Source organism: Micromonospora sp. NPDC057141 (assembly GCF_042670805.1).
Taxonomy (GTDB): Bacteria; Actinomycetota; Actinomycetes; order Mycobacteriales; family Micromonosporaceae; genus Micromonospora.
Genome location: NZ_JBHUVA010000037.1, coordinates 16871 through 42121 on the forward strand (window position 1 = coordinate 16871; position 25251 = coordinate 42121).

24 protein-coding genes are annotated in these 25251 nt (G+C 72.7%); 10 read left to right on the forward strand and 14 right to left on the reverse strand.

Going from position 1 to position 25251, the window contains the following annotated elements:
* Positions 1–127: 127 nt before the first annotated feature.
* The 3 genes from ACFT41_RS19040 (at position 128) to ACFT41_RS19050 (ending at position 4790) form a co-directional block, all read left to right on the forward strand.
* A complete protein-coding gene (locus ACFT41_RS19040) occupies positions 128–1381 on the forward strand; it encodes a cell division protein DivIVA (protein ID WP_377588261.1) in 1254 nt (417 codons plus the stop codon).
* Positions 1382–1558: 177 nt separating this feature from the next.
* Positions 1559–3511 carry a hypothetical protein gene (locus ACFT41_RS19045; protein WP_377588260.1) on the forward strand — a complete coding sequence of 651 codons (1953 nt, stop codon included), beginning with the start codon at positions 1559–1561 and terminating at the stop codon, positions 3509–3511.
* A gap of 142 nt (positions 3512–3653) precedes the next feature.
* Entirely contained in the window at positions 3654–4790 is a 1137-nt protein-coding gene (locus tag ACFT41_RS19050; RefSeq protein ID WP_377588259.1) for an AI-2E family transporter, read from the forward strand.
* A 135-nt stretch (positions 4791–4925) separates the two neighbouring features.
* Here the strand turns inward: ACFT41_RS19050 and ACFT41_RS19055 are convergent, their stop codons facing one another.
* From ACFT41_RS19055 to ACFT41_RS19075, 5 genes are all read right to left on the reverse strand, one after another.
* Positions 4926–5735 (reverse strand): alpha/beta hydrolase, encoded by an 810-nt coding sequence (locus tag ACFT41_RS19055; protein WP_377588258.1) that lies wholly within the window; start codon positions 5733–5735, stop codon positions 4926–4928.
* Positions 5736–5801: 66 nt separating this feature from the next.
* On the reverse strand, positions 5802–6128 hold the full coding sequence (locus ACFT41_RS19060; RefSeq protein ID WP_043966091.1) for a hypothetical protein: 327 nt from the start codon (positions 6126–6128) through the stop codon (positions 5802–5804).
* A 63-nt stretch (positions 6129–6191) separates the two neighbouring features.
* Entirely contained in the window at positions 6192–7868 is a 1677-nt protein-coding gene (locus ACFT41_RS19065; RefSeq protein ID WP_377588257.1) for a 3-hydroxyacyl-CoA dehydrogenase family protein, read from the reverse strand.
* Between the two features lie 126 nt (positions 7869–7994).
* Positions 7995–9053 carry an alpha/beta fold hydrolase gene (locus ACFT41_RS19070; RefSeq protein ID WP_377588256.1) on the reverse strand — a complete coding sequence of 353 codons (1059 nt, stop codon included), beginning with the start codon at positions 9051–9053 and terminating at the stop codon, positions 7995–7997.
* A 64-nt stretch (positions 9054–9117) separates the two neighbouring features.
* Positions 9118–9546, reverse strand: a complete 429-nt coding sequence (locus ACFT41_RS19075) for an FHA domain-containing protein (protein ID WP_377588255.1) — start codon at positions 9544–9546, stop codon at positions 9118–9120.
* 224 nt (positions 9547–9770) lie between these two features.
* Here ACFT41_RS19075 and ACFT41_RS19080 point away from each other — a divergent pair, with 224 nt between their 5' ends.
* Positions 9771–11273 carry an aldehyde dehydrogenase family protein gene (locus tag ACFT41_RS19080; protein WP_377588254.1) on the forward strand — a complete coding sequence of 501 codons (1503 nt, stop codon included), beginning with the start codon at positions 9771–9773 and terminating at the stop codon, positions 11271–11273.
* A gap of 44 nt (positions 11274–11317) precedes the next feature.
* Here the strand turns inward: ACFT41_RS19080 and nucS are convergent, their stop codons facing one another.
* Positions 11318–11977: an endonuclease NucS gene (gene nucS, locus ACFT41_RS19085; RefSeq protein WP_377588253.1), complete on the reverse strand. Its 660-nt coding sequence runs from the start codon at positions 11975–11977 to the stop codon at positions 11318–11320.
* 71 nt (positions 11978–12048) lie between these two features.
* On the opposite strand from nucS, the gene ACFT41_RS19090 reads away from it, so the two are divergent.
* Entirely contained in the window at positions 12049–12666 is a 618-nt protein-coding gene (locus ACFT41_RS19090; protein WP_377588252.1) for a DUF4126 domain-containing protein, read from the forward strand.
* A gap of 77 nt (positions 12667–12743) precedes the next feature.
* Here ACFT41_RS19090 and ACFT41_RS19095 read toward each other — a convergent pair whose 3' ends face one another.
* A complete protein-coding gene (locus ACFT41_RS19095; protein WP_377613938.1) occupies positions 12744–13346 on the reverse strand; it encodes a hypothetical protein in 603 nt (200 codons plus the stop codon).
* 381 nt (positions 13347–13727) lie between these two features.
* Between ACFT41_RS19095 and ACFT41_RS19100 the strand changes: the two genes are divergently transcribed.
* Together ACFT41_RS19100 and ACFT41_RS19105 are read left to right on the forward strand one after the other, a co-directional pair.
* Complete coding sequence (locus ACFT41_RS19100) at positions 13728–14720, forward strand: polysaccharide deacetylase family protein (RefSeq protein WP_377588338.1); 993 nt, start codon at positions 13728–13730, stop codon at positions 14718–14720.
* A 126-nt stretch (positions 14721–14846) separates the two neighbouring features.
* Complete coding sequence (locus ACFT41_RS19105; protein ID WP_377588337.1) at positions 14847–15143, forward strand: DUF1540 domain-containing protein; 297 nt, start codon at positions 14847–14849, stop codon at positions 15141–15143.
* A 102-nt stretch (positions 15144–15245) separates the two neighbouring features.
* Here the strand turns inward: ACFT41_RS19105 and ACFT41_RS19110 are convergent, their stop codons facing one another.
* A complete protein-coding gene (locus ACFT41_RS19110; protein ID WP_377588336.1) occupies positions 15246–17249 on the reverse strand; it encodes a protein meaA in 2004 nt (667 codons plus the stop codon).
* A 96-nt stretch (positions 17250–17345) separates the two neighbouring features.
* Here ACFT41_RS19110 and ACFT41_RS19115 point away from each other — a divergent pair, with 96 nt between their 5' ends.
* Both ACFT41_RS19115 and ACFT41_RS19120 read left to right on the forward strand, forming a co-directional pair.
* The gene (locus ACFT41_RS19115; protein ID WP_377588335.1) at positions 17346–18194 is read left to right on the forward strand and encodes an ABC transporter ATP-binding protein; all 849 of its coding nucleotides are present in this window, start codon (positions 17346–17348) and stop codon (positions 18192–18194) included.
* The gene (locus ACFT41_RS19120; RefSeq protein ID WP_377588334.1) at positions 18191–19039 is read left to right on the forward strand and encodes an ABC transporter permease; all 849 of its coding nucleotides are present in this window, start codon (positions 18191–18193) and stop codon (positions 19037–19039) included. Before ACFT41_RS19115 ends, ACFT41_RS19120 begins: the two co-directional genes overlap by 4 nt.
* A gap of 103 nt (positions 19040–19142) precedes the next feature.
* On the opposite strand, the gene ACFT41_RS19125 is transcribed toward ACFT41_RS19120, so the two are convergent.
* Positions 19143–19991: a 3-hydroxyacyl-CoA dehydrogenase family protein gene (locus tag ACFT41_RS19125; protein WP_377588333.1), complete on the reverse strand. Its 849-nt coding sequence runs from the start codon at positions 19989–19991 to the stop codon at positions 19143–19145.
* 136 nt (positions 19992–20127) lie between these two features.
* Positions 20128–21564 (reverse strand): UDP-N-acetylglucosamine 1-carboxyvinyltransferase, encoded by a 1437-nt coding sequence (murA, locus tag ACFT41_RS19130; RefSeq protein WP_377588332.1) that lies wholly within the window; start codon positions 21562–21564, stop codon positions 20128–20130.
* Here murA and ACFT41_RS19135 point away from each other — a divergent pair.
* Positions 21563–22135: a cob(I)yrinic acid a,c-diamide adenosyltransferase gene (locus ACFT41_RS19135; protein ID WP_377588331.1), complete on the forward strand. Its 573-nt coding sequence runs from the start codon at positions 21563–21565 to the stop codon at positions 22133–22135. The genes murA and ACFT41_RS19135 overlap by 2 nt on opposite strands.
* Positions 22136–22314: 179 nt before the next feature.
* Here the strand turns inward: ACFT41_RS19135 and ACFT41_RS19140 are convergent, their stop codons facing one another.
* The 4 genes from ACFT41_RS19140 to ACFT41_RS19155 form a co-directional block, all read right to left on the reverse strand.
* Positions 22315–22953, reverse strand: coding sequence for a flavin reductase family protein (locus ACFT41_RS19140; RefSeq protein ID WP_377588330.1), 639 nt, complete (start codon positions 22951–22953; stop codon positions 22315–22317).
* Positions 22954–23157: 204 nt separating this feature from the next.
* Entirely contained in the window at positions 23158–23613 is a 456-nt protein-coding gene (locus ACFT41_RS19145) for a DUF2550 domain-containing protein (protein ID WP_377588329.1), read from the reverse strand.
* A gap of 12 nt (positions 23614–23625) precedes the next feature.
* Positions 23626–23910: a F0F1 ATP synthase subunit epsilon gene (locus ACFT41_RS19150; RefSeq protein ID WP_077938542.1), complete on the reverse strand. Its 285-nt coding sequence runs from the start codon at positions 23908–23910 to the stop codon at positions 23626–23628.
* Positions 23911–24013: 103 nt separating this feature from the next.
* Complete coding sequence (locus tag ACFT41_RS19155; protein ID WP_377588328.1) at positions 24014–25159, reverse strand: LCP family protein; 1146 nt, start codon at positions 25157–25159, stop codon at positions 24014–24016.
* Between the last annotated feature and the right edge of the window lie 92 nt (positions 25160–25251).

Below are 25251 nucleotides of genomic sequence, written 5' to 3' on the forward strand. Positions count from 1 at the left end.
CCCGGGAGCTGCCAAGATCGCCCGCCGATCGGACCCGGCCGACGGTGCCTGTTGACCATGTAGACAGGACACGAAAGCCCCGCACCGCTCTTGCGAAGCACCCCGGGGGGTCTGCGAGTATGTCCCAATGCCCCAGCAGCAGTCCTCCCCTCTTGCGTTCTTCGATAACGCGAACTCGCAGCCAGACTTCACCGTTGGCCTACGCGGATACAACGTCGGGCAGGTCGATGACTTCATCGGTCGGCTGACCGCCGCGCTGACCCAGTCCGAGCAGGCCCGCGCCGAGGCCGAACAGCGGATGAACGACGCCCAGCGTCGGCTCCGTCAGGCCGAGCAGCGCCAGAGCGCGCTGGAGCAGAAGCTCGCCGAGACCAACAAGCAGCTCGAGGAGAACAGCCGGCCGACCCTCTCCGGCCTGGGCACCCGCGTCGAGCAGATCCTGCGGCTGGCCGAGGAGCAGGCCAACGACCACCGCAACGAGGCCAAGCGCGAGTCGGAGGGCATCCTCTCCGCGGCGCGCCTGGAGGCGCGCGAGATCACCGACAAGGCCCGCGCCGAGGCCGCCGCGATGAAGGCCACCGCCGAGCGCGAGGCCGGCAGCGTCCGCACCGCCTCCGAGCGGGAGGCCGCCGAGGTGCGCGTGCAGGCCCGCCGGGAGGCCGACACCCTGCGCGCCGACGCCGAGCGGGAGACCAAGCAGCTGCGCACCGTCACCGCGCACGAGGTCGCCGAGCTGAAGTCGACCGTCGAGCGCGAGGTCGCCACCCTGCGCGCCACCGCCGAGCGGGAGATCACCCAGCAGCGGGCGAAGGCCGCGCGGGAGGCCGAGGAGAAGCGCGCCGAGGCGACCAAGCTCCTCACCGACGCCCGCGACAAGCGCGACAAGGACCTCCAGGCCCTGGAGTTGCAGCTCGCCGAGCGGCGCGAGAAGTCCGAGCGCGAGGAGTCCGAGCGGCACGCCGCGCAGGTCGCCCAGACCCAGAAGCTGGTCGGCGAGGCCGAGCAGCGCGCCCGGGCCGCCCAGGAGCGGGCCAAGGAGATCGAACAGCGCGCCGAGGCCCGCCGGGTCGAGTCCGAGCGCACCGCCCACGACACGGTCGAGAAGGCCAAGGCGCTGTCCGAGAAGACCCTCAACGAGGCCAAGGCCGAGGCGAAGCGGCTGCTCACCGAGGCCCGCACCGAGGCCGACCTGACCACGCAGGCGGCCCGCCGCGAGGTCGAGGACCTCACCCGGCAGAAGGACGCCGTCACCTCGCAGCTCGGCCAGATGCTCTCGGGCCTCGCCGGCATCGTGCCGGGCGTGCCGTCGGCGCAGGCCACGGCGGAGCCTGCGAAGAAGGACGGCAAGGACGAGCGGGTGAGCGCGGAGTCCGCCGGCTGACCGACCGCACGGCCGGGGGCATGGACACGGCGCGGGGTGACACCGGGTGACCGGTGGGACCCCGCGCCGTATGCGTTTCCCACGCTCTGGCACGGGCGCCGGCGACGGCGGTAAGTACCTCCCATCCGGGGCGTCCGTATCGCCCCAGCCGAGCCGGATGCGTGTGAGGATGGGGGCATGTCGCACGGCGAGGAACTGTTCGCTCTCGGCGGGGATGTGACGACGGAGCCCAGCTTCGAGTCCGCTCTGCGGGGGTACGAAAAACGACAGGTCGACCGGTACGTCGCTCGCGCGGAGCACGAGATCACGACACTGGCGGCCGAGCGGGAACAGGCGTACACCCAGATCCACAAGCTGGCCGGCCAGGTCGAGGTGCTGCAACGCGACCTCGCCCAGGTGCGCAAGCAGGTCGGCGTGGTGGACCTGGCCTCGTTCCGGCACCTCGGCCCCAAGGTCGATCAGATCCTCACCCTCGCCATGGAACAGGCCGAGGACATCCTGGTCGCCGCGAACGAGGAGATCGAGGCCCGGCGGGCCGCCGCCGAGCACATCGTCGCCGAGGCCAAGGAGCAGGCCGCCCAGGCGCTCAAGGACTTCGAGATCGCCCTCGCCGCCCGCCGGACCGAGGAGGAGCGGCACAGCGCCGCCCGCCGCGCCGAGGCCGACGCCACGCTGAAGTCGGCCAGGGACGAGTCCGCCCAGCTGCGCGCGGCGGCGAAGGACGAGTCCGCACGGCTGCGCAAGGCCGCCCAGGAGGCCCTGGAGAAGGCCCAGCAGGAGGCCACCCAGCTCCGGGACACCGCAAGGGAGATCCACACCCGGGCCCAGCAGGAGGCGACGAAGCTGCGCGAGGCGGCCAGGGAGGCCCTCGCCAAGGCCCAGCAGGAGGCCACCCAGCTCCGCGAGGCGGCCAAGGAGGTGCACGCCAAGGCCCAGCAGGAGGCCAAGCGGCTCACCGACAACGCCACCGAGGCCGGCCGGGCCACCCACGCCAAGGCGTTGCAGGAGGCCAAGCGGATCACCGACGACGCCGAGGGCGCGGCGAAGGCCACCCGCGACCGGGCCCGGCAGGAGGCCGAGCGGCTCACCGCCCAGGCCACCGAGGCCAGCAAGCGCCAACGCGCCGACACCGAGGCGTACGTGCAGCGGATGCGCACCGAGACCGAGGCGTACGTGCAGCAGGCCCGCGCCCAGACGCAGCAGGAGCTGGGTGCCTGGCGAGCCGGCGTGGAGCAGGAGGTCAACGGCCGGCGGGAGGCCGCCGACCGGGAGCTGGCCCAGCGCAAGGAGACCGCCGAGCGGGAACACTCCCAGCGCCGCGACGAGCTGGACCGGCAGCACGCGGCCCGGCAGAGCGAGCTGGAGCAGCAGCACACCGCCCGACAGACCGAGCTGGAGCAGCAGCACACCGCCCGGCGGGCCGAGATCGAGGACGGCGCCGCGGAGATCCGACGCGCCGCCGAGCAGGACGCCCTCACGATGCGCCGGCAGGCCGAGGAGGAGGCCGCCGAGCTGCTGGGCCGGGCCGAGGCCGACGCGACCGACAAGCGGCGCCGGGCCGACGAGCACGTGGCCGCCTCCCGTCGCCAGTTCGAGGAGTACGCGGCCACGACGCAGCAGCACCTGGCCACCACCCAGCAGCACCTCGCGGCGACCCAGCAGGAGGTCGCCACCGGCCGCCAGCAGCTCGCCCAGGTGACGTTGGAGATCGCCCAGGCCCAGCAGCAGCTGGCCGACCTGCGGCAGGAGACCTGGCAGTCCCGGCAGGAGTCGGACGAGCTCCAGCACCAACTGCTCGACCTGCGACAGCAGCTGGCCGGGGCCCGCCTGTCGTCCAGCGTCCCGGTGAAGGCGACCGCTGACGCGGGTGCGGCGAACGCCACGCCCGCCGACGGTGCCGCGCCGGCCAGGACCCGGCCGGTGGCCGAGCCGGTCACCACGGTGGACGGCGGTACGGCGAGCGCCGGGGTGGACGGCGAGCCGACGGTGGCCGCCGTGCCCGGCGAGGGCGGCCGGGGGGCGACCCCCACGAAGATCACCAGCACCGGCGAGAACGGCAAGCGGCCGACCAAGCCGACGACCGACGAGCGCAGCGCCAGGCCGAGCAAGGTGTCCGTCGAGTCCGAGTGAGACGGGGAGGGCCGGGTGCGGCCGGGTGGCCGGGGCGGCCGCCCGGCAACTACGCTCCTGTCGGCAGGACCCGCGCCTGGCCAGGGTCGTGGGCGGCTGACGACTCTCCGGGCGCACCCGCCGGAGGGCGGAGGAGGTCTCGGTGGCGCACGACGGGCAGGCGGACGGCGAACCGGCGGACCTCGGCGAACCGGGCGACTTCGACCCGCCCGGGGCGCTCGCCGCCGGCTCGGGCCGGTTCGGCGTGCCGGGGCGGCCCCTGCGCCGCAACAGCTTCCTCGTCGGCTTCACCGGCGCGCTCGGCGTGCTGCTGGCGTACGCCGTCTTCCTCGGTGTGCGCAACTCGGCCGGCATCCTGGTGCTGGTCGTCATCGCGCTCTTCCTCGCCGTGGGGCTCAACCCGGCGGTGGTCCGGCTGCGCTCGTGGGGCCTGCCCAACGGGCTGGCCGTCGCGACGGTGACGCTGATCGTGCTGCTGCTGATCTTCGGCGGCCTGGTGGCGCTGGTCCCGCCGGTGGTCACCCAGTCCGGGCAGTTCGTCGAGCAGTTGCCCAGCTACGTCGAGGAGCTGCGCCGCAACAAGGCCGTCAACGACTTCGTCGTGCGGTACGACGTGATGGCGAAGGTGCAGGCCGCGGCGAACGCCGACACGATCGGGCGGGCACTGGGCGGGGTGCTCGGCGGCGCCCAGCTGATCTTCGGCACGGTCTTCCGGGCGCTCACCGTGCTGGTGCTGACGATCTACTTCCTCGCATACTTCGACCGGCTGCGCCGCGTCGGGTACGCGCTGGTGCCCCGCTCCCGCCGGCACCGGGTGCAGCTCATCGGGGACGAGATCCTGGCGAAGGTCGGCGCGTACATGGTGGGCGCGCTGAGCATCGCCGTGCTGGCCGGGGTGACCACCTTCGTGTTCGCGCTGGCCGTCGGGCTGCCGTACCCGTTCGCGCTGGCCGTGGTGGTCGCGGTGACCGACCTGATCCCGCAGATCGGCGCCACCCTCGGCGCGGTGGTGGTGAGCCTGGTCGGCTTCGCCACCGACCTGCCGGTGGGGATCGCCTGCGTCGCGTTCTTCGTGGTCTACCAGCAGGTGGAGAACTACCTGATCTACCCGAAGGTGATGCGCCGCTCGGTCGAGGTCAACGAGGTGGCGGCCCTGCTCGCCGCGCTGCTCGGGGTGTCGCTGATGGGCGTGGTGGGCGCGCTGATCGTGATCCCGACGGTGGCCGCCCTCCAGCTCATCCTGCGCGAGGTGGTGCTGCCCCGCCAGAACGCCCGCTGACCGCAGGCGCCCCGGCTCCGTCGGCGCGGGCGGGCGTGCCCCGGCCCCAGCCAGCGCGGGCGGGCGTGCCCCGGCCCCAGCCAGCGCGGGCGGGCGTGCCCCGGCCCCAGCCAGCGCGGGCGGGCGTGCCCCGGCTCAGTCGGCGGTCCCGGCCTTCGGACCCGGCACCGGGACGTCGGCGAACGAGGCGACCGTCCGGTCGGCGTACGCGCTGACGTCACCGGTCTCCAGCGGGCCGTCCCAGGTGCGCGGCAGGGGCAGCGGGGCGGCCGGGTTGACCCGGCGGACGATCTCGTCGAGCACGGTCTCGGCGTCGCCGACCCACAGGTGCTTCGCGCCGGGCACCCCGACCACCTCGGCCTGCGGCACCGCGGCGAAGCGCCGCCGGGCCTCCTCCGGGCGCAGGTAGTCGTCGAACTCCGGCACCAGGGCGGTCAGCGGCTTGCCCTCCTGCGCCCAGTGGGCGAGGTCGGCGGGGGCGGAGAAGCGCAGCGGCGGGGAGAGCAGGATCGCGCCGGCCACCGCCGGGTCGCAGCCGTACCGCAGGGTCAGGTCGGTGCCGAACGACCAGCCGACCAGCCAGACGTTCGGCAGCTCGGCGAACTCGGCGTACTCGATGGCGGCGGCCACGTCGAAGCGCTCGCCGACCGCGTTGTCGAACGCACCCTCGCTGGTGCCCCGCACGCTGCTGGTGCCGCGCGTGTTGAACCGGAGCACGGCCAGGTCGGCCAGCGCCGGCAGCCGCCAAGCGGCCTTGCGGAAGACGTGGCTGTCCATCATCCCGCCGTGGGTGGGCAGCGGATGCAGGCAGACGAGCGTGCCGGCCGGCTCCCGGTCGACCGGGCGGGCCAGCTCGCCGACGAGGCGCAGGCCGTCGGCGGTGTGCAGCTCGATGTCCTCGCGGTGCCCGGGCAGGATCGAGGACGCGCGGATCGGTGTGCTCACCGTCCCAGTCTCGCGCGTCGCCGCCGGCACCGCCCGCCCGGGCGGAAACAGGGTGATCCAGATCGCTCAGCCGTAGCGGGGCGCGCCCCGGCCGCGCTGGATCCCCGGGCCGCGCCGGTCGCGCGCCCGCCAGCACCCGCTGTGCCAGTGCCGGCGGTCGGTCAGGTCGCCCCGGTCGTCGGCCGGCCAGGCCACCAGATGCGCCACCCCCGGGCGGATCTCCTGGTCGCAACCCGGGCAGCGGTACGTCTTCACCGACGCCCCGCCGCTGATCCCGCGCACCTGCCAGTCGCCGTCGCGCCACTGCTGCACGGTGGGCACCCCGTGGCGGGCCCGGTCGGCATCCAGGTGGGCGTGCTCGTCCCGGCGGGGGCGATTGCGACGGGGGCTCACCTCGTCAAGGTTACGGTCAGTTCCCGGCACCGGACCGGCGAGGTGCGCGCCGTGGCGGCCCGGTCAGCGGCGGGTGTGGTCGCGGAACCCGCGCCCGGTCCTGCGGCCCAGGTATCCGGCGGTGACCAGGTGCTCCAGCAGCGGTGCCGGGGCGAAGCCCGGCTCGCGCAGCTGGCGGTACAGCTCGCGCTGGATGGCCAGCGCCACGTCCAGACCGACCACGTCGAGCAGCTCGAACGGGCCCATCGGGTAGCCGCAGCCGAGCTTCATCGCGTGGTCGATGTCGTCGGCCGTGGAGTAGCTGGCCTCCAGCATCTTCACCGCGTCGTTCAGGTACGGGAAGAGCAGCGCGTTGACCACGAAGCCGGAGCGGTCGGCGCAGACCACGCCGGTCTTGCCGAGCGTCGCGCAGACGGCGCGGGCGGTGGCGCTGGTCTGCTCGGAGGTGCGGATGGTCCGCACGATCTCCACCAGGGGCCGCGCCGGCACCGGGTCGAAGAAGTGCAGCCCGACCACGTCGGCGGGCCGCCCGGTGGCCATCGCGACGTCGATCACCGGCAGCGACGAGGCGGTGGTGGCGAGCACGACGCCCGGCTTGCAGATCTCGTCGAGGCTGGCGAAGAGGGCCTTCCTGACGCTCGACTCCTCCACCACGGCCTCGACGACCAGGTCGACCTCGGCCAGGTCGTCGAGCGCCTCCGCGCCACCGGCCACCGAGACCACCTCGTACCCGGCCGCGGCGAAGACCTCGATGATCCCGGCGGCCATCGGGCCGGAGCCGACGACGCCGACCCTGGTGACGGCGCGGGCGACGTCACCGGCCGCCGGCAGCGCCTCGGTCGGGGTCAGCTCGTCCGGTACGACCTTCGGCGAGCCCGGCTTCTCGTAGGTGTAGAAGCCCCGGCCGGACTTGCGGCCGAGCAGACCCGCCGTGACCATCTGCCTGATCAGCGGCACCGGGGCGTGCCGGCGGTCCCGCCCGCCGCGCCGGTACATGGTGTCCAGGATCTCGTACGCGGTGTCGAGGCCGATCAGGTCCAGCAGGGCGAGCGGGCCCATCGGCAGCCCGCAGCCGAGCTTCATGGCGGCGTCGATGTCCTCGCGGCTGGCGTAGTGCGACTCGAACATCGCCACGGCGTGGTTGAGGTAGCCGAAGAGCAGCGCGTTGGCGACGAAGCCGGCCCGGTCACCGATGGTGACGTCGACCTTGCCGAGCCGGGCGCAGAGCGCCTCGACGTCGGCGACCACATCAGCGGAGGTGACCACCGTGCGGACCACCTCGACCAGCTTCATCACCGGGGCCGGGTTGAAGAAGTGGATGCCGACGACCTGGTGGGGCCGGCCGGTGGCGACGGAGACCTCGGTGACCGACAGCGACGAGGTGTTGGTGGCGAGGATCGCCTCGGGCTTGCAGACCCGGTCCAGCTCCGCGAAGATCCGCTGCTTGAGGTCGAGCCGCTCGGGGACCGCCTCGATGACCAGGTCGACCGAGTGCAGCGCGGCCAGCCCGACCTGGAAGTCGACCCGGGCCAGCAGGGCGTCCCGGTCGGCCTCGGCGAGCTTGCCCCGGGCGACCGCCCGGTCGGTCGAGCCGGTGAGGTTGGCCCGGCCGCGGTCGAGGGCGGCGGCGGAGATCTCCACCGCGACGACGTCGACGCCGTTGCGCGCGAAGACCTCGACGATGCCGGCACCCATGGTGCCCAGCCCCACAACGCCCACGCTGGTGAACTCGCGCGCCACGACCGGCCTCCCCAATGCTGCGCGGGACCGCGGGCCGAGACGCCACGGAACCGCATGAACGGTCACTAAGGTTATGCGCGCGAGTCTGCCACGTGACGGTCCGCTGTCGAGACGCGGAGGGGTATGTCACCGGCTCCGGTCGACCAGTGCCAGCAGCTCCGCGACGAACTCCGCCGGCCGCTCCAGGTGCGGGCTGTGCCCGCAACCCGGGAACACCACCTCGTGGTACGCCCCGCCGGCCGCAGCGTACCGGTCGAGCGCCGCCCGGGTCTGCCCGACCATCGGCTGCGGCGGGCAGTCCCGCTCCCCCGGCCAGCCGGGCACCACCCCGAGCGACCCGAGGTGGGCCAGGTCGAACAGCGAGGTGTCCGAGACGATCACGTCGGCGTCACCGCGTACCCAGGTGATGGGGGGCTTGCCGGCGACGGCGACGAGGTCGTCGGCGATCCGGAAGTGGGCCGGGGCGAGGGCGTTGAGCACGCCGCTGTCGCCGGCGGCGGTGCCCGGCCAGTGCGGCGAGGCGACCGCCGTGCCGGGGTAGTTGCCGTCCCCGGTGGCGGTGGACAGCAGGCTGTCCAGCAGCAGTTCCTCGTCGTCGCCGAGCGCCGCCGGGTCGGCCACGTACGCGGTCCGCAGCACGGCGCGGGGGCTGGTCGGGCCGTCCGCGCCCCGGTCGCCGACGGCCAGCCGGGCCACGAAGTCCCCGTTCGCGGTGCCGCCGCCGGTGCCCGCGAAGTCGGGCGTGGTCGGCGTGCCGTCGAGGTCCCGGGTGCCGCCGAACCCGTACGGGGAGACGGGCGCGGAGAGCAGCAGCCCGGCCACCCGGTCGGGGTGGTCGACCAGCAGCCGCATCGCCACGCCCCCGCCGAGGGAGTGCCCGACCACCACCGGCCGCGCGCCGGGGCCGAAGATCCCCGGGGCGTCGAGCAGGGCGGCGACGTCGTCGGCGAAGTCCCGCAGCCCCCGGGTGGCGTCCACGGCGGCGGTCTCGGTGTCGCCGTAGCCGCGCAGGTCCGGGGCGACCACCCGGAGGGTGCCGGGCAGCCGCCGCAGCAGCGGCTCCCAGAACGCCGAGGACGAGCAGTTGCCGTGCACCAGCAGCACGGGCAGGCCGTCGGGCGGCCCGGCCACCCGGACCCGCTGGACGATCCCGTTGGCCTGCACGGTGTGCTGCGTGCTCTCCATGCCGCGGCATGCTGCCACGTGGGGCCGGCCGGCTCCATGTGCCCGGCCCACATGAAAGGGGGTGTCAGGCGCGGACGGCCGGCGGGGCGGCGACGGGCAGCGGCAGGGTGGGCCGGCGGTCGCGGCGCTGGGGTCCCCGCTGGGGGGCCAGCCGCAGCCCCACCGGGTCGGTCCGGGCCAGGCCCGGGTCGAAGAAGCGCAGCTCGGTGCGGCCCAGCCGGATCACGTCCCCGTCGGAGAGCAGCTCCGGCGCCTCGATCCGGCGGTCGTTGAGCCAGGTGCCGTTCGTCGAGCCCAGGTCCTCCAGCCACACCCCGTCGGCGGCCAACCGTACGCTGGCGTGCCGGCGACTCAGGTGCGCATCGTCGACGCTGACCTCCACCGTCGACGCACGGCCGATCACCTGCGGCGCGGCGCTGAGCCGGAAGCTCGCGCCACGCATCGGTCCACCCGCCACCGTCAGCAGCGGCATCAGTTCCGGAAAGTCCTCCATGGACGGTCAGCCTCCAGCCACCGGTGTCCGGCGTCAGCCTGCCACCACACCGTATCGATGCCCACCACCGCCCGGACACCTCCCGGTCCCCAGGCGGACAACTCCCGTTAGCCGGTTCGGCTTTCAGGGCAGCCCACCAGGACCGTTGGTCCCGCGCCGGGGAACCGGCCCCCGGCCCACCCGAACACCTACCGACCAGTAGCTTCGGGGTCTAGACTGCCGCCATGACGGCTGTGCGTGTCCCGGGTGCCCCGATCGTCTCAGCCGGGCGGCTGGTCTCCACCAGCCCCGCCACGGGGGTCGAGGTGGGTCGGCTGCCCGTCGCCGCCGAGGCCGACGTCGCGCGGGCGGTCGACCGGGCCCGCGAGGCGGCCGGCTGGTGGGCGGGGCTCGGCTTCACCGGCCGCCGGCAGCGGCTGCTGCGCTGGCGGGGCGTCCTCGCCCGGCGGATCGAGGAGCTGGCCGAGCTGATGCACGCCGAGGGCGGCAAGCCCGTCCCGGACGCGATCGTCGAGGTCCTCACCGCCATCGAGCACATCGACTGGGCCGCCCGCAACGCCGGCCGGGTGCTCGGCCCGCGCCGCGTGCGCTCCCGGCTCGTCCTGGCCGAGTTCTCCGGCCACCTCGAATACCAGCCGTACGGGGTGGTCGGCGTCATCGGCCCGTGGAACTATCCGGTCTTCACGCCGGTCGGCTCCACCGCGTACGCGCTCGCCGCCGGCAACACCGTCGTGCTGAAGCCCAGCGAATACACCCCCGTCGTCGGCCAGTGGCTGGTCGACAGCCTCGCCGAGGTGGTGCCCGAGCAGCCCGTCCTCACCGCCGTGCACGGCCTCGGCGACGTCGGCGCGGCCCTGTGCCGCTCCGGGGTGAACAAGCTGGCCTTCACCGGCTCGACGGCCACCGCCAAGAAGGTGATGGCCGCCTGCGCCGAGACGCTCACCCCGGTCCTGCTGGAGGCGGGCGGCAAGGACGCCATGATCGTCGACAGCGACGCCGACCTGGACGCCGCCGCCGAGGCGTGCGTCTGGGGCGGGCTCACCAACGCCGGCCAGACCTGCATCGGCATCGAGCGGGTGTACGCCGTCGAGCCCATCTTCGACGCGTTCGTCGGCAAGGTCGTGGAGCGGGCCGGCCGGCTGACCGTCGGCGTGGACGGGGCCGACATCGGCCCGATCACCATGCCCGGCCAGCTCGACGTGATCCGCCGGCACATCGACGACGCGCTGGCCCGGGGCGGCCAGGCGGTCCTCGGCGGGGCCGACGCGGTGCAGCCGCCGTACGTGCGCCCGACCATCCTGGTGGACGTGCCGGAAGACTCGCTCGCCGTCCGCGAGGAGACCTTCGGCCCGACGCTGACGATCAACCGGGTCCGCGACGCCGACGAGGCCGTCACCCGCGCCAACGCGCTCCCGTACGGACTGGGGGGTTCGGTCTTCGGCCGGCGGCGGGCCGTGGCCATCGCGCGGCGGCTGCGCTCGGGGATGGCCGCGGTGAACTCCACCCTGACCTTCGCGGGGATGTCCACCCTGCCGTTCGGCGGGGTCGGCGAGTCCGGCTTCGGCCGCATCCACGGCGAGGACGGGCTGCGCGAATTCGGCCGGGCCAAGGCGATCACCCGCCGCCGGGCCCGGTCGCTGCTGCCGGCGATGACCTTCGAGCGCACCCCCGCCGACGTCGCCCGCCTGGTCAAGGTCACCAAGCTGCTGTACGGCCGCAGGCGCTGACCCGGCGGCGCGCCGCCGGCCCGCCCCGCCAGCCGTGCCGTCGCTCAGAACAGGGTCAGCTCGTCGCGCTCGATGCCGCGCAGCTTGTCGTAGTCGACGACCACGCACCGGATGCCCCGGTCCGTGGCCAGCACCCGGGCCTGCGGCTTGATCTCCTGGGCGGCGAAGACGCCGGCGACCGGGGCGAGCAGGGGATCGCGGTTCATCAACTCGAGATAGCGGGTGAGCTGCTCCACCCCGTCGATCTCGCCGCGCCGCTTGACCTCGACGGCGACGGCGCCGGAGTTGGCGTCCCGGCAGAGCAGGTCCACCGGCCCGATAGCCGTCATGTACTCCCGGCGCACCAGCGTGTAGCCCTCGCCCAGCGCCGTCGGGTTGGCCGCCAGCAACTCCTGCAGGTGCGCCTCGACGCCGTCCTTGCGCAGACCGGGGTCGACGCCCAGCTCGTACGAGGTGTCCTGGAAGACCTCGTCCAGGGTGATCCGCAGCTCCTCGCCGGCTTTGTTGACCACCCGCCACACGCCGGGGGCCTCCTCCAGCCGGCAGGGCGGACTCATCCAGTTCAACGGCTTGTACGCCCGGTCGTCGGCGTGGATCGACACCGACCCGTCCGCCTTCACCATCAACAGTCGGGTGGCCAACGGCAGGTGCGCCGAGAGCCGTCCGACGTAGTCCACTGAGCACTTCGCAATCACCAGCCGCACCCGAGGAGGGTAGCCCAGACCCCGGCGTTCGCCGACGAGCGGCACTGGCGTGCCGGTGCCATGCTGAGGCGGTGTTCGAAGTCCTCACGGGTTCCGGGCTGGCCGCGTCGGCCGGCCTGAACGCCTACATACCCCTGCTGACCATGGGACTGCTGGCCCGCTACACCGACCTGATCGACCTGCCCACCGGCTGGCAGTGGCTCGGCAACGGCTGGGTCGTCGCCATCCTCGCGGTGCTGCTCACCGTCGAGGTCGTCGCCGACAAGGTGCCGGTGCTCGACCACGTCAACGACGTCGTCCAGACCGTGGTCCGGCCGACCGCCGGCGGTCTGGCCTTCGGCGCGGGCTCCACCTCCGAGACGGTCACCGTGAGCGACCCGGGCAGCTTCTTCTCGTCCAACGACTGGGTGCCGGTGGTGGCCGGCGTGCTCATCGCCCTGGGCGTGCACCTGCTCAAGTCCGCCGCCCGCCCGGTGATCAACGCGACCACGGCCGGCTTCGGCGCCCCCGTCGCCAGCACCGCAGAGGACGCCGCCAGCATCGTCATGTCCCTGGTCGCGATCATCCTGCCGGTGTTGGTGCTGGCCTTCCTGTTCGGCCTGGTCGCCTTCACGGTCTGGTTCCTGCGCCGCCGCAGGGACCGCCGCCGCGAACGCCAGGCGGCCCGCGCCGCCGGCTACCGCGTCTGATCGGGTACGCCCCGCGCAACCGCCACCGGCCGGGCCCCTGTCATCGGGGCCCGGCCGGTGTGCGTGTTGGTGCTGGGTCAGCTGTTCCAGTGCTGGGTGACGAGGTCGGCGGCCTGCTGCTCCCACTGCGCGTACGCGTCGGGGTAGGCCGAGACCTGGACGGTCTGGGCGGCGTCGGTCAGGGGCATGTTCTGCCAGCCGTCGACCTGCTTGAGGCCGGTGAGGAAGGCGGTGGTGGCGTATTCGGGGTCGGTGATCTGCTCCGGCGAACCCCACCCGCTGGAGGGGCGCTGTTGGAACAGGCCGAGGGAGTCGTGGTCGTTGTGGTCGCCGAGGTGGCCGAGGTTCTGCAGCTTCGATTCCTGTAGGGCGGTGCCGATGGAGATGACGGCGGCGCGTTCGTCGAGGCCGGTCTTCTTGGTGGCGGTGATGATGGCCTTGGCGTTGGTGGTCTGTTCGGTGTCGAGGTCGATGTGCGACTGGGTGCCCTGTACGCCGTGGGGGGTGAGGGCGGCGGTGTCCACGCCGGTTTTGTCGGTCTGGGCGGCGGCGGGTCGGGTGTCGACCGTGTCGGTGCTGGTGGTGTCGTGGTGGAGGGGTCCGGCGGCGAGGCCGCCGGCGAAGGTGAGTCCGGCGATGCCGAGGACACTCTTGCGCAGGATGGTCGTGTTCGTGTTCATGGGGGGTGACTCCAATCCGGGGGTCGACACCCGTCCGGGCAGAGGGCTCGGGGTGGGTGTGAGCACCACGTCGAGGCGCCCGAACAACGAAGCAGGGAGATGGGGGCGGCTGCCTTGCGGCGCCGGGTCCAGGTATAACGACCCCGGCCCCGCCGCGATTCCGGCCCTGGGGTGCCGCCGGTCACCACCACCCCGCCGCCATACCGGGACAATCCGCCCATCCGGGCGGTTGATCGACTTGATGTCGGGGAGATGGGGGTATCCGGGGCGCGTATTACCGCCATGTCGCCGACATGGCACATCCGGTGGACAACCGGCGAGGGCGGCCTCCCTGGCTGGGCGGGGCAGCCGCACGGGCACTCGCCGAGAGATCATCTCCCGGTGCCCGCAAAGAACTCTCGCGTACCCCTGATCGCGACGCTCGCCGCCCTCGCGGGCGTCGCCGCCCTCCTCGCCGCGCCCGCGCCGTCGGACGCGCCCGGCCGCGCCGCCATCGCCCGGGTGCCCACGACGGCGATGCCCCCCGCTGCCGGGGAGGACCGGCCCCACCAGGGGACGGCCCGCCCGACCGTGCCGGGGTCCGCATCCGGGCGACCCGAGGAGCCCGGGCGACCCGACCAGGGCGAACGGCCCAATCAGCCCAGCGCCGGGGCCCCGGCCACGACCCTCCCTGGCGCGAGCCGCCCCGACCGACGGCCCCCGGTGGTCGACCACGGCCCGCGCGCCGGTGACCTGGTGGCGCTGACCTTCGACGCGGACATGACCGACGCCATGCGGTACCAGCTACGCAGCGGGGCGGTGCGGTCGTACGCGAACCTGGCGATCGTCGACCTGCTGGAACGGGAGCGGGTGCCGGCCACCTTCTTCCTGACCGGCAAGTGGGTCGAGGAGTATCCCGAGGTGACCCGCCGCCTTGCCGCCAACCCGCGCTTCGAGCTGGCCAACCACACGTACGGCCATCTCGCCTTCACCACCGACTGCTACCAGCTGCCGACGATCCCCCGGCAGCGGATGGCCGCCGACGTGGCCCGGACGTTCGACGTGATCGCCCCGTACGGCGGCCGGCAGACCCGCTACTTCCGCTTCCCCGGGCTGTGCCACGACCGCACGGCGCTGGCCGAGCTCGCCCCGCTGGGCGTCACCGTGGTGGACGGGGACGTCATCAGCGGCGACCCGTTCGCGAAGTCCTGGCGGCCGGTCGTCGACGCGGTGCTGTCCCGGGTGCGCCCCGGCTCGGTCGTCGTCCTGCACGTCACCGAGGCCAACGCCCCCATGACCGACGAGGCGCTGCCGCGCATCCTGGCGGGGCTGGCCGAGCGGGGCCTGCGGCCGGCCCCGCTCTCCGAGGTGCTGGGCGCGACGCCGGCCAGTTGATCCAGAGGCCCGATCACGGCCGGTTGCGATCACGGCGGGCTGACCGAGAGTGGCCGATCATCGACGAAAAATCCGACAAAAACCTAATATGGGAAGGGAGTCCACGAGCGCCCAGAGGAGGTCGTCATGACTACGGCGATGGAGATGCCCCGCGTCCAGGAATGCGTGGTCGCGGCCTGCGCCTACAACCACACCGGCGACTGCCACGCATTCGCCATCACGATCGGCAGCACCGACCACGCGCACTGCCACACGTTCGTCGACATGCCGGTCCGGGGCGGCATCGAGACGATGATCGCCCAGGTCGGCGCCTGCCAGCGCTCGGACTGCCGACACAACTCCGACCTGGAGTGTCACGCCCCGGCGATCCGCGTCGGCCCGGACAACGACATGGCCGACTGCATGACCTACGCCAGCCGCTGACCCATCGTCCGGCAACTGACCCGCCGTCGGCGGCCGTCACGCCATCGGCAGGTGTTAGCAGGGGCCCCTTGTACAACAGAATGCGTTAACAAGGGCCCTTCCTTACAAGCCGTTGGCGTGGCGGACGACGGTCACGAGGTCGTCGACGATGCCGGTGAGCGCGAAGTCCTTCGGCGTGAAGACCCGGGCGACGCCGGCCGCCCGCAGCGCGTCGGCGTCGCCGGCCGGGATGATGCCGCCGACCACCACCGGCAGGTCGCCCCGGCCGGCGGCGCGCAGGCCATCCAGCACCGCCGGCACGGCGGCCAGGTGCGAGCCGGAGAGCACCGACAGGCCGACGAGGTCGACGTCCTCCTCCACGGCGGCGGCGACGATCTGGCCGGCGGTCAGCCGGATCCCCTGGTAGATCACCTCGAAGCCGGCGTCGCGGGCGCGTACCGCGATCTGCTCGGCACCGTTGGAGTGCCCGTCCAGGCCAGGCTTGCCGACCAGCAGCCGCAGCCGGCCGCTGCCCAGCTCCCGAGCCGTCGCGGCGACGCGCTCCCGTACGGCGGCCAGGGTCGCGTCGCCGCCCGCACCGGCGCCGCCGGTCAGGCCGGTCGGCGCCCGGTACTCGCCGAAGACCCGCCGCAGCGCACCGGCCCACTCGCCGGTGGTCACCCCGGCCCGCACGCACTCCAACGTCGCGGGCATCAGGTTCGCGGCGGTCGCGGCGTCCGCGCGCAGCCGCCTCAGTGCCGCGTCGACGGCCGCGCCGTCCCGCCCGGCCCGCCATTCGCGTACGGCGGTCACGGCCGCCACCTCCACCGCCGGGTCGACCTGCTCGACGGACTCGGCACCGGCCGCGGTCAGCGGCGACGGCTCGGTCTCGGTGAACCGGTTGACGCCCACCACCGTGTCGGCGCCGGACTCCAGCCGGCGGCGGCGCTCGGCCAGCGAGGCGACCAGCGCGCTCTTGAGGTACCCGGACTCGACGGCGGCCACCACGCCGCCCATCTCCAGCACCTTGTCCAGCTCCACCCGGGCCCCGGTGACGACCTCGTCGACCAGCGCGGTCATCACGTACGAGCCGGCGAACAGGTCCGGGTATTCCAGCAGGTCCGACTCGTACGCGAGGACCTGCTGCATCCGCAGCGACCACTGCTGGTCCCACGGGCGGGGCAGGCCCAGCGCCTCGTTCCAGGCGGGCAGCTGCACGGCGCGGGCGCGGGCGTCGCGGGACAGGGTGACGCCGAGCATCTCCAGCACGATGCGCTGGATGTTGTTCTCCGGCTGGGCCTCGGTCAGCCCGAGCGAGTTGACCTGAACCCCGTACCGGAAGCGGCGCTGCCTCGGGTCGGTCACGCCGTACCGGTCGCGGGTGATCTCGTCCCAGAGCGCGCCGAACGCGCGCATCTTGGCGATCTCCTCGACGAACCGCACCCCGGAGTTGACGAAGAACGAGATCCGGGCGACGACGTCGCCCATCCGCTCGGCCGGCACCTGGCCGGAGTCGCGCACCGCGTCGAGGACGGCGACGGCGGTGGCGAGGGCGAAGCCGACCTCCTGCACCGGTGTCGCCCCGGCCTCCTGGAGGTGGTACGAGCAGATGTTCACCGGGTTCCACCGCGGCATCTGGAGCAGCGTGTACGCGACGACGTCGGCGGTGAGCCGCAGCGACGCCGCCGGCGGGAAGATGTACGTCCCCCGGGACAGGTACTCCTTGATGATGTCGTTCTGCGTCGTGCCGGCGCAGCGCGCCAGCTCCGCCCCCTGCTCGGCGGCGACCGTGCCGTAGAGGGCGAGCACCCACATGGCCGGCGCGTTGATCGTCATGGACGTGTTCATGTCGGCGAGCGGGATGCCGTCGAAGAGGGCCCGCACGTCGCCGAGGTGGGCCACGGGCACCCCGACCCGGCCGACCTCGCCGACGGCCAGCTCGTGGTCGGGGTCGTACCCGGTCTGGGTGGGCAGGTCGAAGGCGACCGACAGGCCGGTCTGCCCCTTGGCCAGGTTGCGGCGGAAGAGGGCGTTGCTCGCGGCGGCCGAGGAGTGCCCGGCGTAGGTGCGCATCACCCAGGGGCGGTCGCGCTCGGGCAGCCGGCCGGCGGGAGCCTTCTCGTCCATGGCCGGAGTTTAAGTTACCGTTCAGTAAATGGGGCTGTGCAAAACCACACAGGCCCGCTTCCCCACCGGCCCCGCCCAGGTCGCACACTTGACGGCATGGATGACGAGCTGGCGATCTCCGTCCGGGGGCTGCGCAAGGCGTACGGCGACAACGTCGCGGTGGCGGGCGTGGACCTCGACGTCCGGCGGGGCGAGGTGTTCGCGCTCCTCGGCCCGAACGGGGCGGGCAAGACCACCACGGTGGAGATCCTGGAGGGCTACCGGCGACGCGACGCCGGCGAGGTGTCCGTGCTGGGCAGCGACCCGGCTTCCCCCGACCCGCACTGGCGCTCCCGGGTCGGCATCGTGCTCCAGGGCACCGGCGAGTTCGACGAGCTGACCGTCGCCGAGGTGGTCCGGCACTTCTCGGGCTTCTACCCCGACGCCGACGACCCGGCGAAGGTCGTCGAGCGGGTCGGCCTCGGCGCGAAGGCGAAGGCCCGCACCCACACCCTCTCCGGCGGGCAGAAGCGCCGCCTCGACGTGGCGCTGGGCATCATCGGCCGCCCCGAGCTGCTCTTCCTCGACGAGCCGACGACCGGCTTCGACCCGGAGGCCCGGCGCGAGTTCTGGGAGCTGATCCGGGACCTGGCCGCCGCCGGCACCACCATCGTGCTGACCACCCACTACCTCGACGAGGCCGAGTCGCTCGCCGACCGGGTCGGGGTGATCGCCGCCGGCCGGGTGGTCGAGGTGGCCCCGCCGAGGCTGCTGGGCAACCGTCAGGAGTCCCTGGCGACGGTCTCCTGGCGTACCCCGGAAGGGGCCTCGGAGAGTGCGGAGAGCGCGACGCCGACGGCCCTGGTGGCCGAGCTGGCCACGCGCTACGGCGGCGAGGTCCCCGGCCTCACGGTGACCCGGCCGACCCTGGAAGACGTCTACCTGCGGATGATCGGACACCGATGACCACCACGACGAAGCCGGCGGCCCCGACCACCGCCGCCGCACCGGCCCGGCGGCCGGGTGCGGGCGCGCTCGCCCTGCGCCAGGGCCGGCTGGAGATCACCCAGTTCCTGCGCAGCCGGGAGTCCGTCGTGTTCACGATGGGCTTCCCGATCATCATGATCCTGATCTTCGCGGCGATCTTCAGCGACGAGATCGCCCCCGGGGTGAGCTACACGCAATACTTCATCACCGGCATGATCGCGACGGGCCTGATGACGGTCAGCTTCCAGAACCTGGGCATCTGGATCCCGATCGAGCGGGACCGGGGGGTGCTCAAGCGGTACCGGGGCACGCCGATGCCGAAGTGGGTGTGGTTCGCCGGCAAAGTGATCATGGTGGTGGCGATCGGCGTCGCCGAGACCGCCCTGCTGCTCGCCGTCTCGGTCGCCCTGTTCGACCTGGAGCTGCCCGGCACGGCCGGCAAGTGGCTCACCTTCGGCTGGGTCTCCGTCCTCGGGGTCACCGCGTGCACCCTGTGCGGCATCGCGATCTCGTCGCTTGCCCGCACGGCACGCAGCGGCTCGGCCGTGGTCACCCCGGTCGCCCTGGTCCTCCAGTTCATCTCCGGCGTGTTCTTCGTCTTCACCGGCCTGCCGTCCTGGATGCAGCAGGTGGCGGCGCTGTTCCCGCTGAAGTGGATGTGCCAGGGCCTGCGGTCGGTCTTCCTGCCGGAGGGCTTCGCGGCACAGGAACCGGGCGGCTCGTTCGAGCTGGGCCGGGTCGCCCTCGTCCTGGCCCTGTGGTGCGTGATCGGCCTGGTGCTCTGCCTGACCACCTTCCGCTGGACCACCAAGCGCGACGGCTGAGGCACACGGAGCGGTGCAAGGAAGGGCGGCCCACCGCGGGCGGGGGCCAACGCGGGCGGCCGGCTCCGCAGGCGGGCGCGCCCGCGGAGCCGCACCGCACCCGTCAGTACGTGTAGAAGCCCTTGCCCGTCTTGCGGCCCAGGTCGCCGGCGGTGACCATGCGCTGGAGCAGCTCCGGCGGGAAGAACTTCTCGTCGGCCGTGTCGGTGTAGATGTTCTTCGAGGCGTGCATGAGCACGTCGACGCCGGTCAGGTCGGTGGTCGCCAGCGGACCCATCGCGTGGCCGAAGCCGAGCTTGCAGGCGGTGTCCAGGTCCTCGGCCGACACCACGCCGGACTCGACCAGCTTGACCGCCTCGACGACCAGCGCGGCGATCAGCCGGGTGGTGACGAAGCCGGCGATGTCCCGGTTCACCACGACGACGGTCTTGCCGATGCCCTCGGCGAACGCCCTCGCGGTGGCCAGGGCCTCGTCGCTGGTCTTGTAGCCCCGCACCAGCTCGCACAGCTTCATCATCGGCACCGGCGAGAAGAAGTGCGTGCCGACGACCGACTCGGGACGCTCGGTGACGGCGGCGATCTGGGTGACCGGGATGGCCGAGGTGTTGGTGGCGAGCACCGCGTCGGCCTTGCAGATCTTGTCCAGGGCCCGGAAGACCTCGTGCTTGATCTCCAGCCGCTCGAAGACCGCCTCGACGACGATGTCCGCGTCGGCGACCGCCTCCAGGTCGGTCGTCGGGGTGATCCGGCCCAGCGTGGCGTCCACCTCGCCCGGCTCGATCTTGCCCTTTTCGGCGAACTTCTCCAGCGACTTCCGGATGCCGGCCAGTCCGCGCCCGGTGGCCGCGTCGTCCAGGTCCCGCAGCGTCACCTGCCATCCCGCCTGCGCCGCCACCTGGGCGATGCCCGAGCCCATCAGCCCGGCCCCGACGACCGCGAGTCGACCCGCCATCTGCTTCTCCCTCGCCTGATTGAGTGTCTCTCCGCACCCTATCGGCGATCCTGAACGACGACTAAGCCGAGGGCCGCGCGGTGCGCAGGCTGGGACGAGGGCCGCGCGCGGTGCGCCGGGCACGCCCGCCGCGCGGTCAGATCTCCAGGGCCGGTTCCGCCGGTACGCTGCCGCGCTCGACCTCCACCCCGAGCGCCCGCAGGTCGGCGACGAAGTCCGGGTAGCCGCGGTCGACGTGGTGCACATGGGAGACTTCGGTGACCCCGTCCGCGCAGAGCCCGGCGATGATCAGCCCGGCGCCGGCCCGGATGTCGGTGGCCCGTACGGGGGCGCCGGAGAGCCGGTCCCGGCCCCGCACGACAGCGTGGTGGCCGTCGGTCTTGATGTCCGCGCCGAGCCGCATCATCTCGTTGGCGCACATGAACCGGCCGTCGAAGATGTTCTCGGTGATCAGGGACGCGCCGTCGCTCACCGCGGCGAGGCCGATCGCCATCGGCAGCAGGTCGGTGGCGAAGCCCGGGTAGGGCAGGGTGACCACGTCGACGGAGATGGGCCGGTCGTCCATCCGTACCCGGAAGCCGTCGCCCCGGGTCTCCACCAGGCCGCCGGCGCAGACCAGCTTGTCCAGCGCGACCTCCAGGAAGCCCGGGTCGATACCGGTCACGGTGACGTCCCCCCGGGTCATCGCGGCGGCGAACGCCCACGTGCCGGCCACGATCCGGTCCCCCACCGTGGCGTGCCGCACCGGCCGCAGCTCCGGCACCCCCTCGATGTGCAGGGTGCAGGTGCCCTCCCCCTCGATGCGGGCGCCCATCCGGATCAGCATCGAGCAGATGTCGACGATCTCCGGCTCGCGGGCCGCATTGTCGATCACCGTCGTGCCCTGGGCCAGCACAGCGGCCATCACCAGGTTCTCGGTGGCCCCGACGCTGGGAAAGTCGAGGACGATGTCCGCGCCGTGCAGGCCGTCCGGGGCTGCGGCGATGACGAAGCCGTGCTCGCCGGAGATGTCCGCGCCCATCCGGGTCAGCCCGGCGACGTGCATGTCCAGCCCGCGCGAGCCGATGGCGTCCCCGCCGGGGTGGGCCACCCGGACGTACCCCCGGCGGGCCAGCAGCGGTCCCAGCACGCAGATGGACGCGCGCAGCCGGCGGACCAGGTCGTAGTCGGCCTCCGCACCCGGCCGCTGGGGCACGTCGATCGTGACCGACCGGGACCGGGCCAGCCCGCCCCGGGCCGCCATCGGGTCGACCGGGTCGTCGGCGTCGTAGCGGACGCCGCAGCCCAGCCGGCGCAGCACCTCGCCCATGATGGCGATGTCGGTGATGCGCGGGACGTTCGTGATCACGCTGCGCCCGGGGGCGAGCAGCGCGGCGGCCATCAGCTTGAGGGCCGAGTTCTTCGCCCCGACCACGTGCACCGTCCCGGCGAGGCGGGCGTCACCGGCGACGCGGATGACGTCGACGTCGTTGACCGCCGGATCGCCGGCGTCGCCGGGGCCGAGCCCCGCCGGGCGCGCCGGGGCCGGTCGGGCGGGGATGGTCAGGTCGGGTATCCGTAGGCTGTGCGTCATGGCCGTCCACCTCACGCGCATCTACACCAAGGCCGGCGACGCCGGCACGACCAGGCTGAGCAACAACGAGCAGGTGCCGAAGACCGACCTGCGGATCGCCGCGTACGCGGACGTGGACGAGTGCAACGCCGCGATCGGCGTGGCGCTCGCCCTCGGCCAGCTCGACGACGAGCTGCGGGCGGTGCTCGGGTCGATCCAGAACGACATGTTCGACGTCGGCGCCGACCTGTCCACCCCGGTGGAGCCGGACCCTAAGTATCCGCCGCTGCGGGTCACCGAGCAGTACGTGGAGCGCCTGGAAGGGTGGTGCGACGAGTTCAACGCACGCCTGAGCAAGCTCGACTCCTTCATCCTCCCCGGCGGCACCGCCGGAGCGGCGCTGCTGCACGTGGCACGGACGATCGCCCGGCGGGCCGAGCGGGCGGCGTGGGCCCTGGTCGCGCACGACCCCGACCGGACCAGCACCCTCCCGGCAAAGTATCTCAACCGGCTCTCCGATCTGCTCTTCATCCTGTCAAGAACGGCGAACCCGGCGGGCGACGTGCTATGGGTCCCGGGCGGCGACCGCTGAGCAGGGCCGGCTGCTGGGCGAGCTGGGCTGGCAGCCGTTCCAGCACTGGCCCGCCGGCCGGTCCTGGCGGCTCGGCCCGACGTCCGTCGTGCTGGAGGAGTCCCCGGCGCTGACCGGGCGAAACCACAACCGGCTCGACGTCACGAAACACACCCGGGATACCGGCACGGCGTGCCGGCTCAGACGGCCGTCCGCTGGAGCTGATGCGGCAGGTTCCAGCCTTCGGCGAGTCTCGACGGATGGACGTTGTGGCCACCGCCGAAGAACTCGCAGAACTTCATGATGAGCGGGTCCCACCCGAGCGGGTCCACGTATTGCGTCCCCGGAATGATCAGATCCTCCTCGACGTGGGCGCGAAGAACCTCGACCTGGAAGGCAGTGGCGTGAGGGGTGGGACTGCCGAAGGGGTGCGCCGAGACGACCCTGCACTCCATCTGGACCGGACATTCCGCGACCCGGGGCGCCCCGACCAGCTCCGATGCCTGCTCGGTCAGCCGCGCGGCCGAGAACTTGTCCGGCTCGTATCGGTAACCCTGCGCCACCCTGTAGTCCGGTACCACCGGCGTCCCGGTGGTGAGCGCGATCCGGTCGACGGCGTCGACCATCGCTGACGAGGGCAGGCTGAGCACGCATTCGCGTTCGCGCAGCAGGTTGGCGGTCGTCTGGCCGCTGTTGCCGAGACCGAGCATGCAGGACTGGCCCAACCACCAGGCAGAGGACATCGGCGCGAGGTTCGCGGTGCCGTCCTCGTTGCGTGAGCTGACCAGCACCACCGGTGTCCCGAAGTACAACACCTTGAGCCCGGGGACCACGTGCATTCGTTCGCCTCTCGCGTGATGTGAGCTGAGGAGACTCGCCAAGTGGTGCACGAGCCGTCACCAACTGTCCGTGAATGAGGCGCAAGCTGCTGGCGACAATCGGACGGTGCGTTCCGACAGGTCGAATCGATCACCCGACCACGGACACCCAACCCGTTGCCGGCTACCGGGACACGTTCCCGGCAGGGTGGGGTGGTCGGGCGGTCAGGCGGCGGGCCAGTCCTGGGAGGCCAGACGCGGCGAGGCCGCCCCGGGCGGGGCGGCCTCCAGCCAGGACAGGAATCCCGTGACGGTGGAGCGCGCCATGGCGATCTCCACCGGGGCGTGTCGGCTGGTACAGCTCAGGATCACCCAGTCGGCGGGCATGGAGAAGCGCTCCTGCCCCTCGGGCAGCCGACGCCGCTCCACCAGCAGCGTCTTGCGGGAGAGCACCCGCTTGGGGCGCACGGCGAAGCTGAACATCCGGTACCACTGGAGTTCGTCACCGGCGAACCGGCCGAAACCGGGCGACCAGCCCCGGCCGTCGAGCATCGTGGTCACCCGGACGCTGAGCCGGATGATCCCGCCGCTGCGGGTGACCAGCGCGCGCCGGAGGAAGAGGACGAACAGGGCCACGAGCACCGCGGCGACGCCGATTCCGATCCCTTCCACGATCTCCATCGGCGGGGCGGCTCAGCGACTCTGCGCGGCGGAGACCGGGGTGGCGCTCTCGGCCAGCACGGTGACGCCCTCGCGGCTCACCGAGAGGAAGCCACCGGCCACCTCGTACGAGACCTGCTCGCCGCCGGGAAGCTTGATGCGGACCTGACCGGGCTCGGCGAGCTGCCCCAGCAGGGGCGCGTGCCCCGGCAGCACACCCAGCTCACCCTCGGTCGTGCGGGCGACGACCATCTCGGCCTCGCCGGACCAGACCTTCTCCTCGACGGCTACGAGCTCGACGTGAAGCTGCTGTGCCACGCTGTCTCCTTGCTGCGGCGGCGGATTGCCGAAAGTCTAGTCGCGCCCGTCGCGGGGCCCCAACGCGGGTGGCGTAAGCTGCACCACCCGCACCCGGGGAACGCTACTTCGTCTTGTTCCGGAAGTCCGGATGCTCCAGCAGGAAGGCGTCGAGCTGTTCCTTCTCCAGGGCGGTGAAGAAGTCCTCGGCCTCGGGCTGCAGCCGCTCCCCCCGGTACGCCGACCCGGTGCCGATGTTCTCCCCCGGCAGCTTGATCAGCTCGACGTTGTCGGAGCGGATGCCCTTGAGGGCGATCGCGAAGTCGACCACGCTGTTGCCCCGGCCGTTGAAGATCAGCGACTGCCCGGCGGCCCGGATAACCTTGTCCAGCTTGATCGGGTTGGTCACCACGTCGGCGCTGAACGCCTGGTTGACCATCGCCTTGATGAACTGCTGCTGGTGCCGCTGCCGGCCGTAGTCGGCGTCGGGGACGCCGTTCTTCGGGTACCGCTGCCGGACGTAGTCCAGCGCCTGCCAACCGCTGAGGTGCTGGTTGCCCTTCTTGTAGACCGCCTGCGGGCCGATGTAGCCCTCGCCGTACGGATTGCCCTTGCGGTGCACCCCGCTCGGCTCGCGGTGCTCGGAGCGCACCTCGCGCTCGATGTACATGTCGACGCCGCCCATCGCGTCGACGATCTTCTGGAAGCCGGTGAAGTTGATGATCGCGCCCGCGTCGAAGCGGTCGATCCCGGTCACCTGCTGCACGGTCTTGGCCAGCAGTTCGAAGCCCCGGGACGCGTCCGGGTTCTGCCCGGGCACCCGGCTGCCGTACGACATGGCGGCGTTGAGCTTGTCGGTGCCGCCGTTGAACTCGGCCTTGCTGAACCTCGGGATCTCGACCCGCAGGTCCCGGGGCAGCGAGAAGAGGTATGCCCGGTCCAGCTCGGCCGGGATGTGCAGCACCATGACCGAGTCGGCCAGCGGCGGGGTCTTCACGTCGCGCGGGTCGATGCCGACCAACAGGATGTTGAGCGGGCCCTTGATGTCGCTCTTGCGCTCCTGTGCGCCGGCGGCCTGGTCGCCGAACAGGTCGCCCTTGCCCACCGCGCCCTCGTAGCGGGCCATCAGCGCCTCGTAGCCGACCAGCACCACGCCGCTGAGCAGCATGAGCACGGACCCGAAGACCGTGCACACCCGGGCCCACCGGGGCACCCGCGACCACGCCGACGGTTTCTTCCTGCCGCCCTTGCCGGCCTTACCCACGAGCATCTCCGTTCGTCACGCCCACGACCAGGAGACGGGCGTACGCAGCCGAAAAGTTGCAACGATGTTCACTCGTCCAGGGGACGGCGTGAATCGAC

What these genes read in the sequence shown, in the direction of transcription:
- ACFT41_RS19040 (WP_377588261.1), top strand. Translation starts at nt 128, where the DNA reads ATGCCCCAGCAGCAGTCCTCCCCTCTTGCGTTCTTCGATAACGCGAAC.
- ACFT41_RS19045 (WP_377588260.1), top strand. Translation starts at nt 1,559, where the DNA reads ATGTCGCACGGCGAGGAACTGTTCGCTCTCGGCGGGGATGTGACGACG.
- ACFT41_RS19070 (WP_377588256.1), bottom strand. Translation starts at nt 9,053, where the DNA reads ATGGAGAGCACGCAGCACACCGTGCAGGCCAACGGGATCGTCCAGCGG.
- ACFT41_RS19075 (WP_377588255.1), bottom strand. Translation starts at nt 9,546, where the DNA reads ATGGAGGACTTTCCGGAACTGATGCCGCTGCTGACGGTGGCGGGTGGA.
- ACFT41_RS19080 (WP_377588254.1), top strand. Translation starts at nt 9,771, where the DNA reads ATGACGGCTGTGCGTGTCCCGGGTGCCCCGATCGTCTCAGCCGGGCGG.
- ACFT41_RS19095 (WP_377613938.1), bottom strand. Translation starts at nt 13,346, where the DNA reads ATGAACACGAACACGACCATCCTGCGCAAGAGTGTCCTCGGCATCGCC.
- ACFT41_RS19105 (WP_377588337.1), top strand. Translation starts at nt 14,847, where the DNA reads ATGACTACGGCGATGGAGATGCCCCGCGTCCAGGAATGCGTGGTCGCG.
- ACFT41_RS19110 (WP_377588336.1), bottom strand. Translation starts at nt 17,249, where the DNA reads ATGGACGAGAAGGCTCCCGCCGGCCGGCTGCCCGAGCGCGACCGCCCC.
- ACFT41_RS19115 (WP_377588335.1), top strand. Translation starts at nt 17,346, where the DNA reads ATGGATGACGAGCTGGCGATCTCCGTCCGGGGGCTGCGCAAGGCGTAC.
- ACFT41_RS19120 (WP_377588334.1), top strand. Translation starts at nt 18,191, where the DNA reads ATGACCACCACGACGAAGCCGGCGGCCCCGACCACCGCCGCCGCACCG.
- ACFT41_RS19125 (WP_377588333.1), bottom strand. Translation starts at nt 19,991, where the DNA reads ATGGCGGGTCGACTCGCGGTCGTCGGGGCCGGGCTGATGGGCTCGGGC.
- ACFT41_RS19135 (WP_377588331.1), top strand. Translation starts at nt 21,563, where the DNA reads ATGGCCGTCCACCTCACGCGCATCTACACCAAGGCCGGCGACGCCGGC.
- murA (WP_377588332.1), bottom strand. Translation starts at nt 21,564, where the DNA reads ATGACGCACAGCCTACGGATACCCGACCTGACCATCCCCGCCCGACCG.
- ACFT41_RS19140 (WP_377588330.1), bottom strand. Translation starts at nt 22,953, where the DNA reads ATGCACGTGGTCCCCGGGCTCAAGGTGTTGTACTTCGGGACACCGGTG.
- ACFT41_RS19145 (WP_377588329.1), bottom strand. Translation starts at nt 23,613, where the DNA reads ATGGAGATCGTGGAAGGGATCGGAATCGGCGTCGCCGCGGTGCTCGTG.
- ACFT41_RS19155 (WP_377588328.1), bottom strand. Translation starts at nt 25,159, where the DNA reads ATGCTCGTGGGTAAGGCCGGCAAGGGCGGCAGGAAGAAACCGTCGGCG.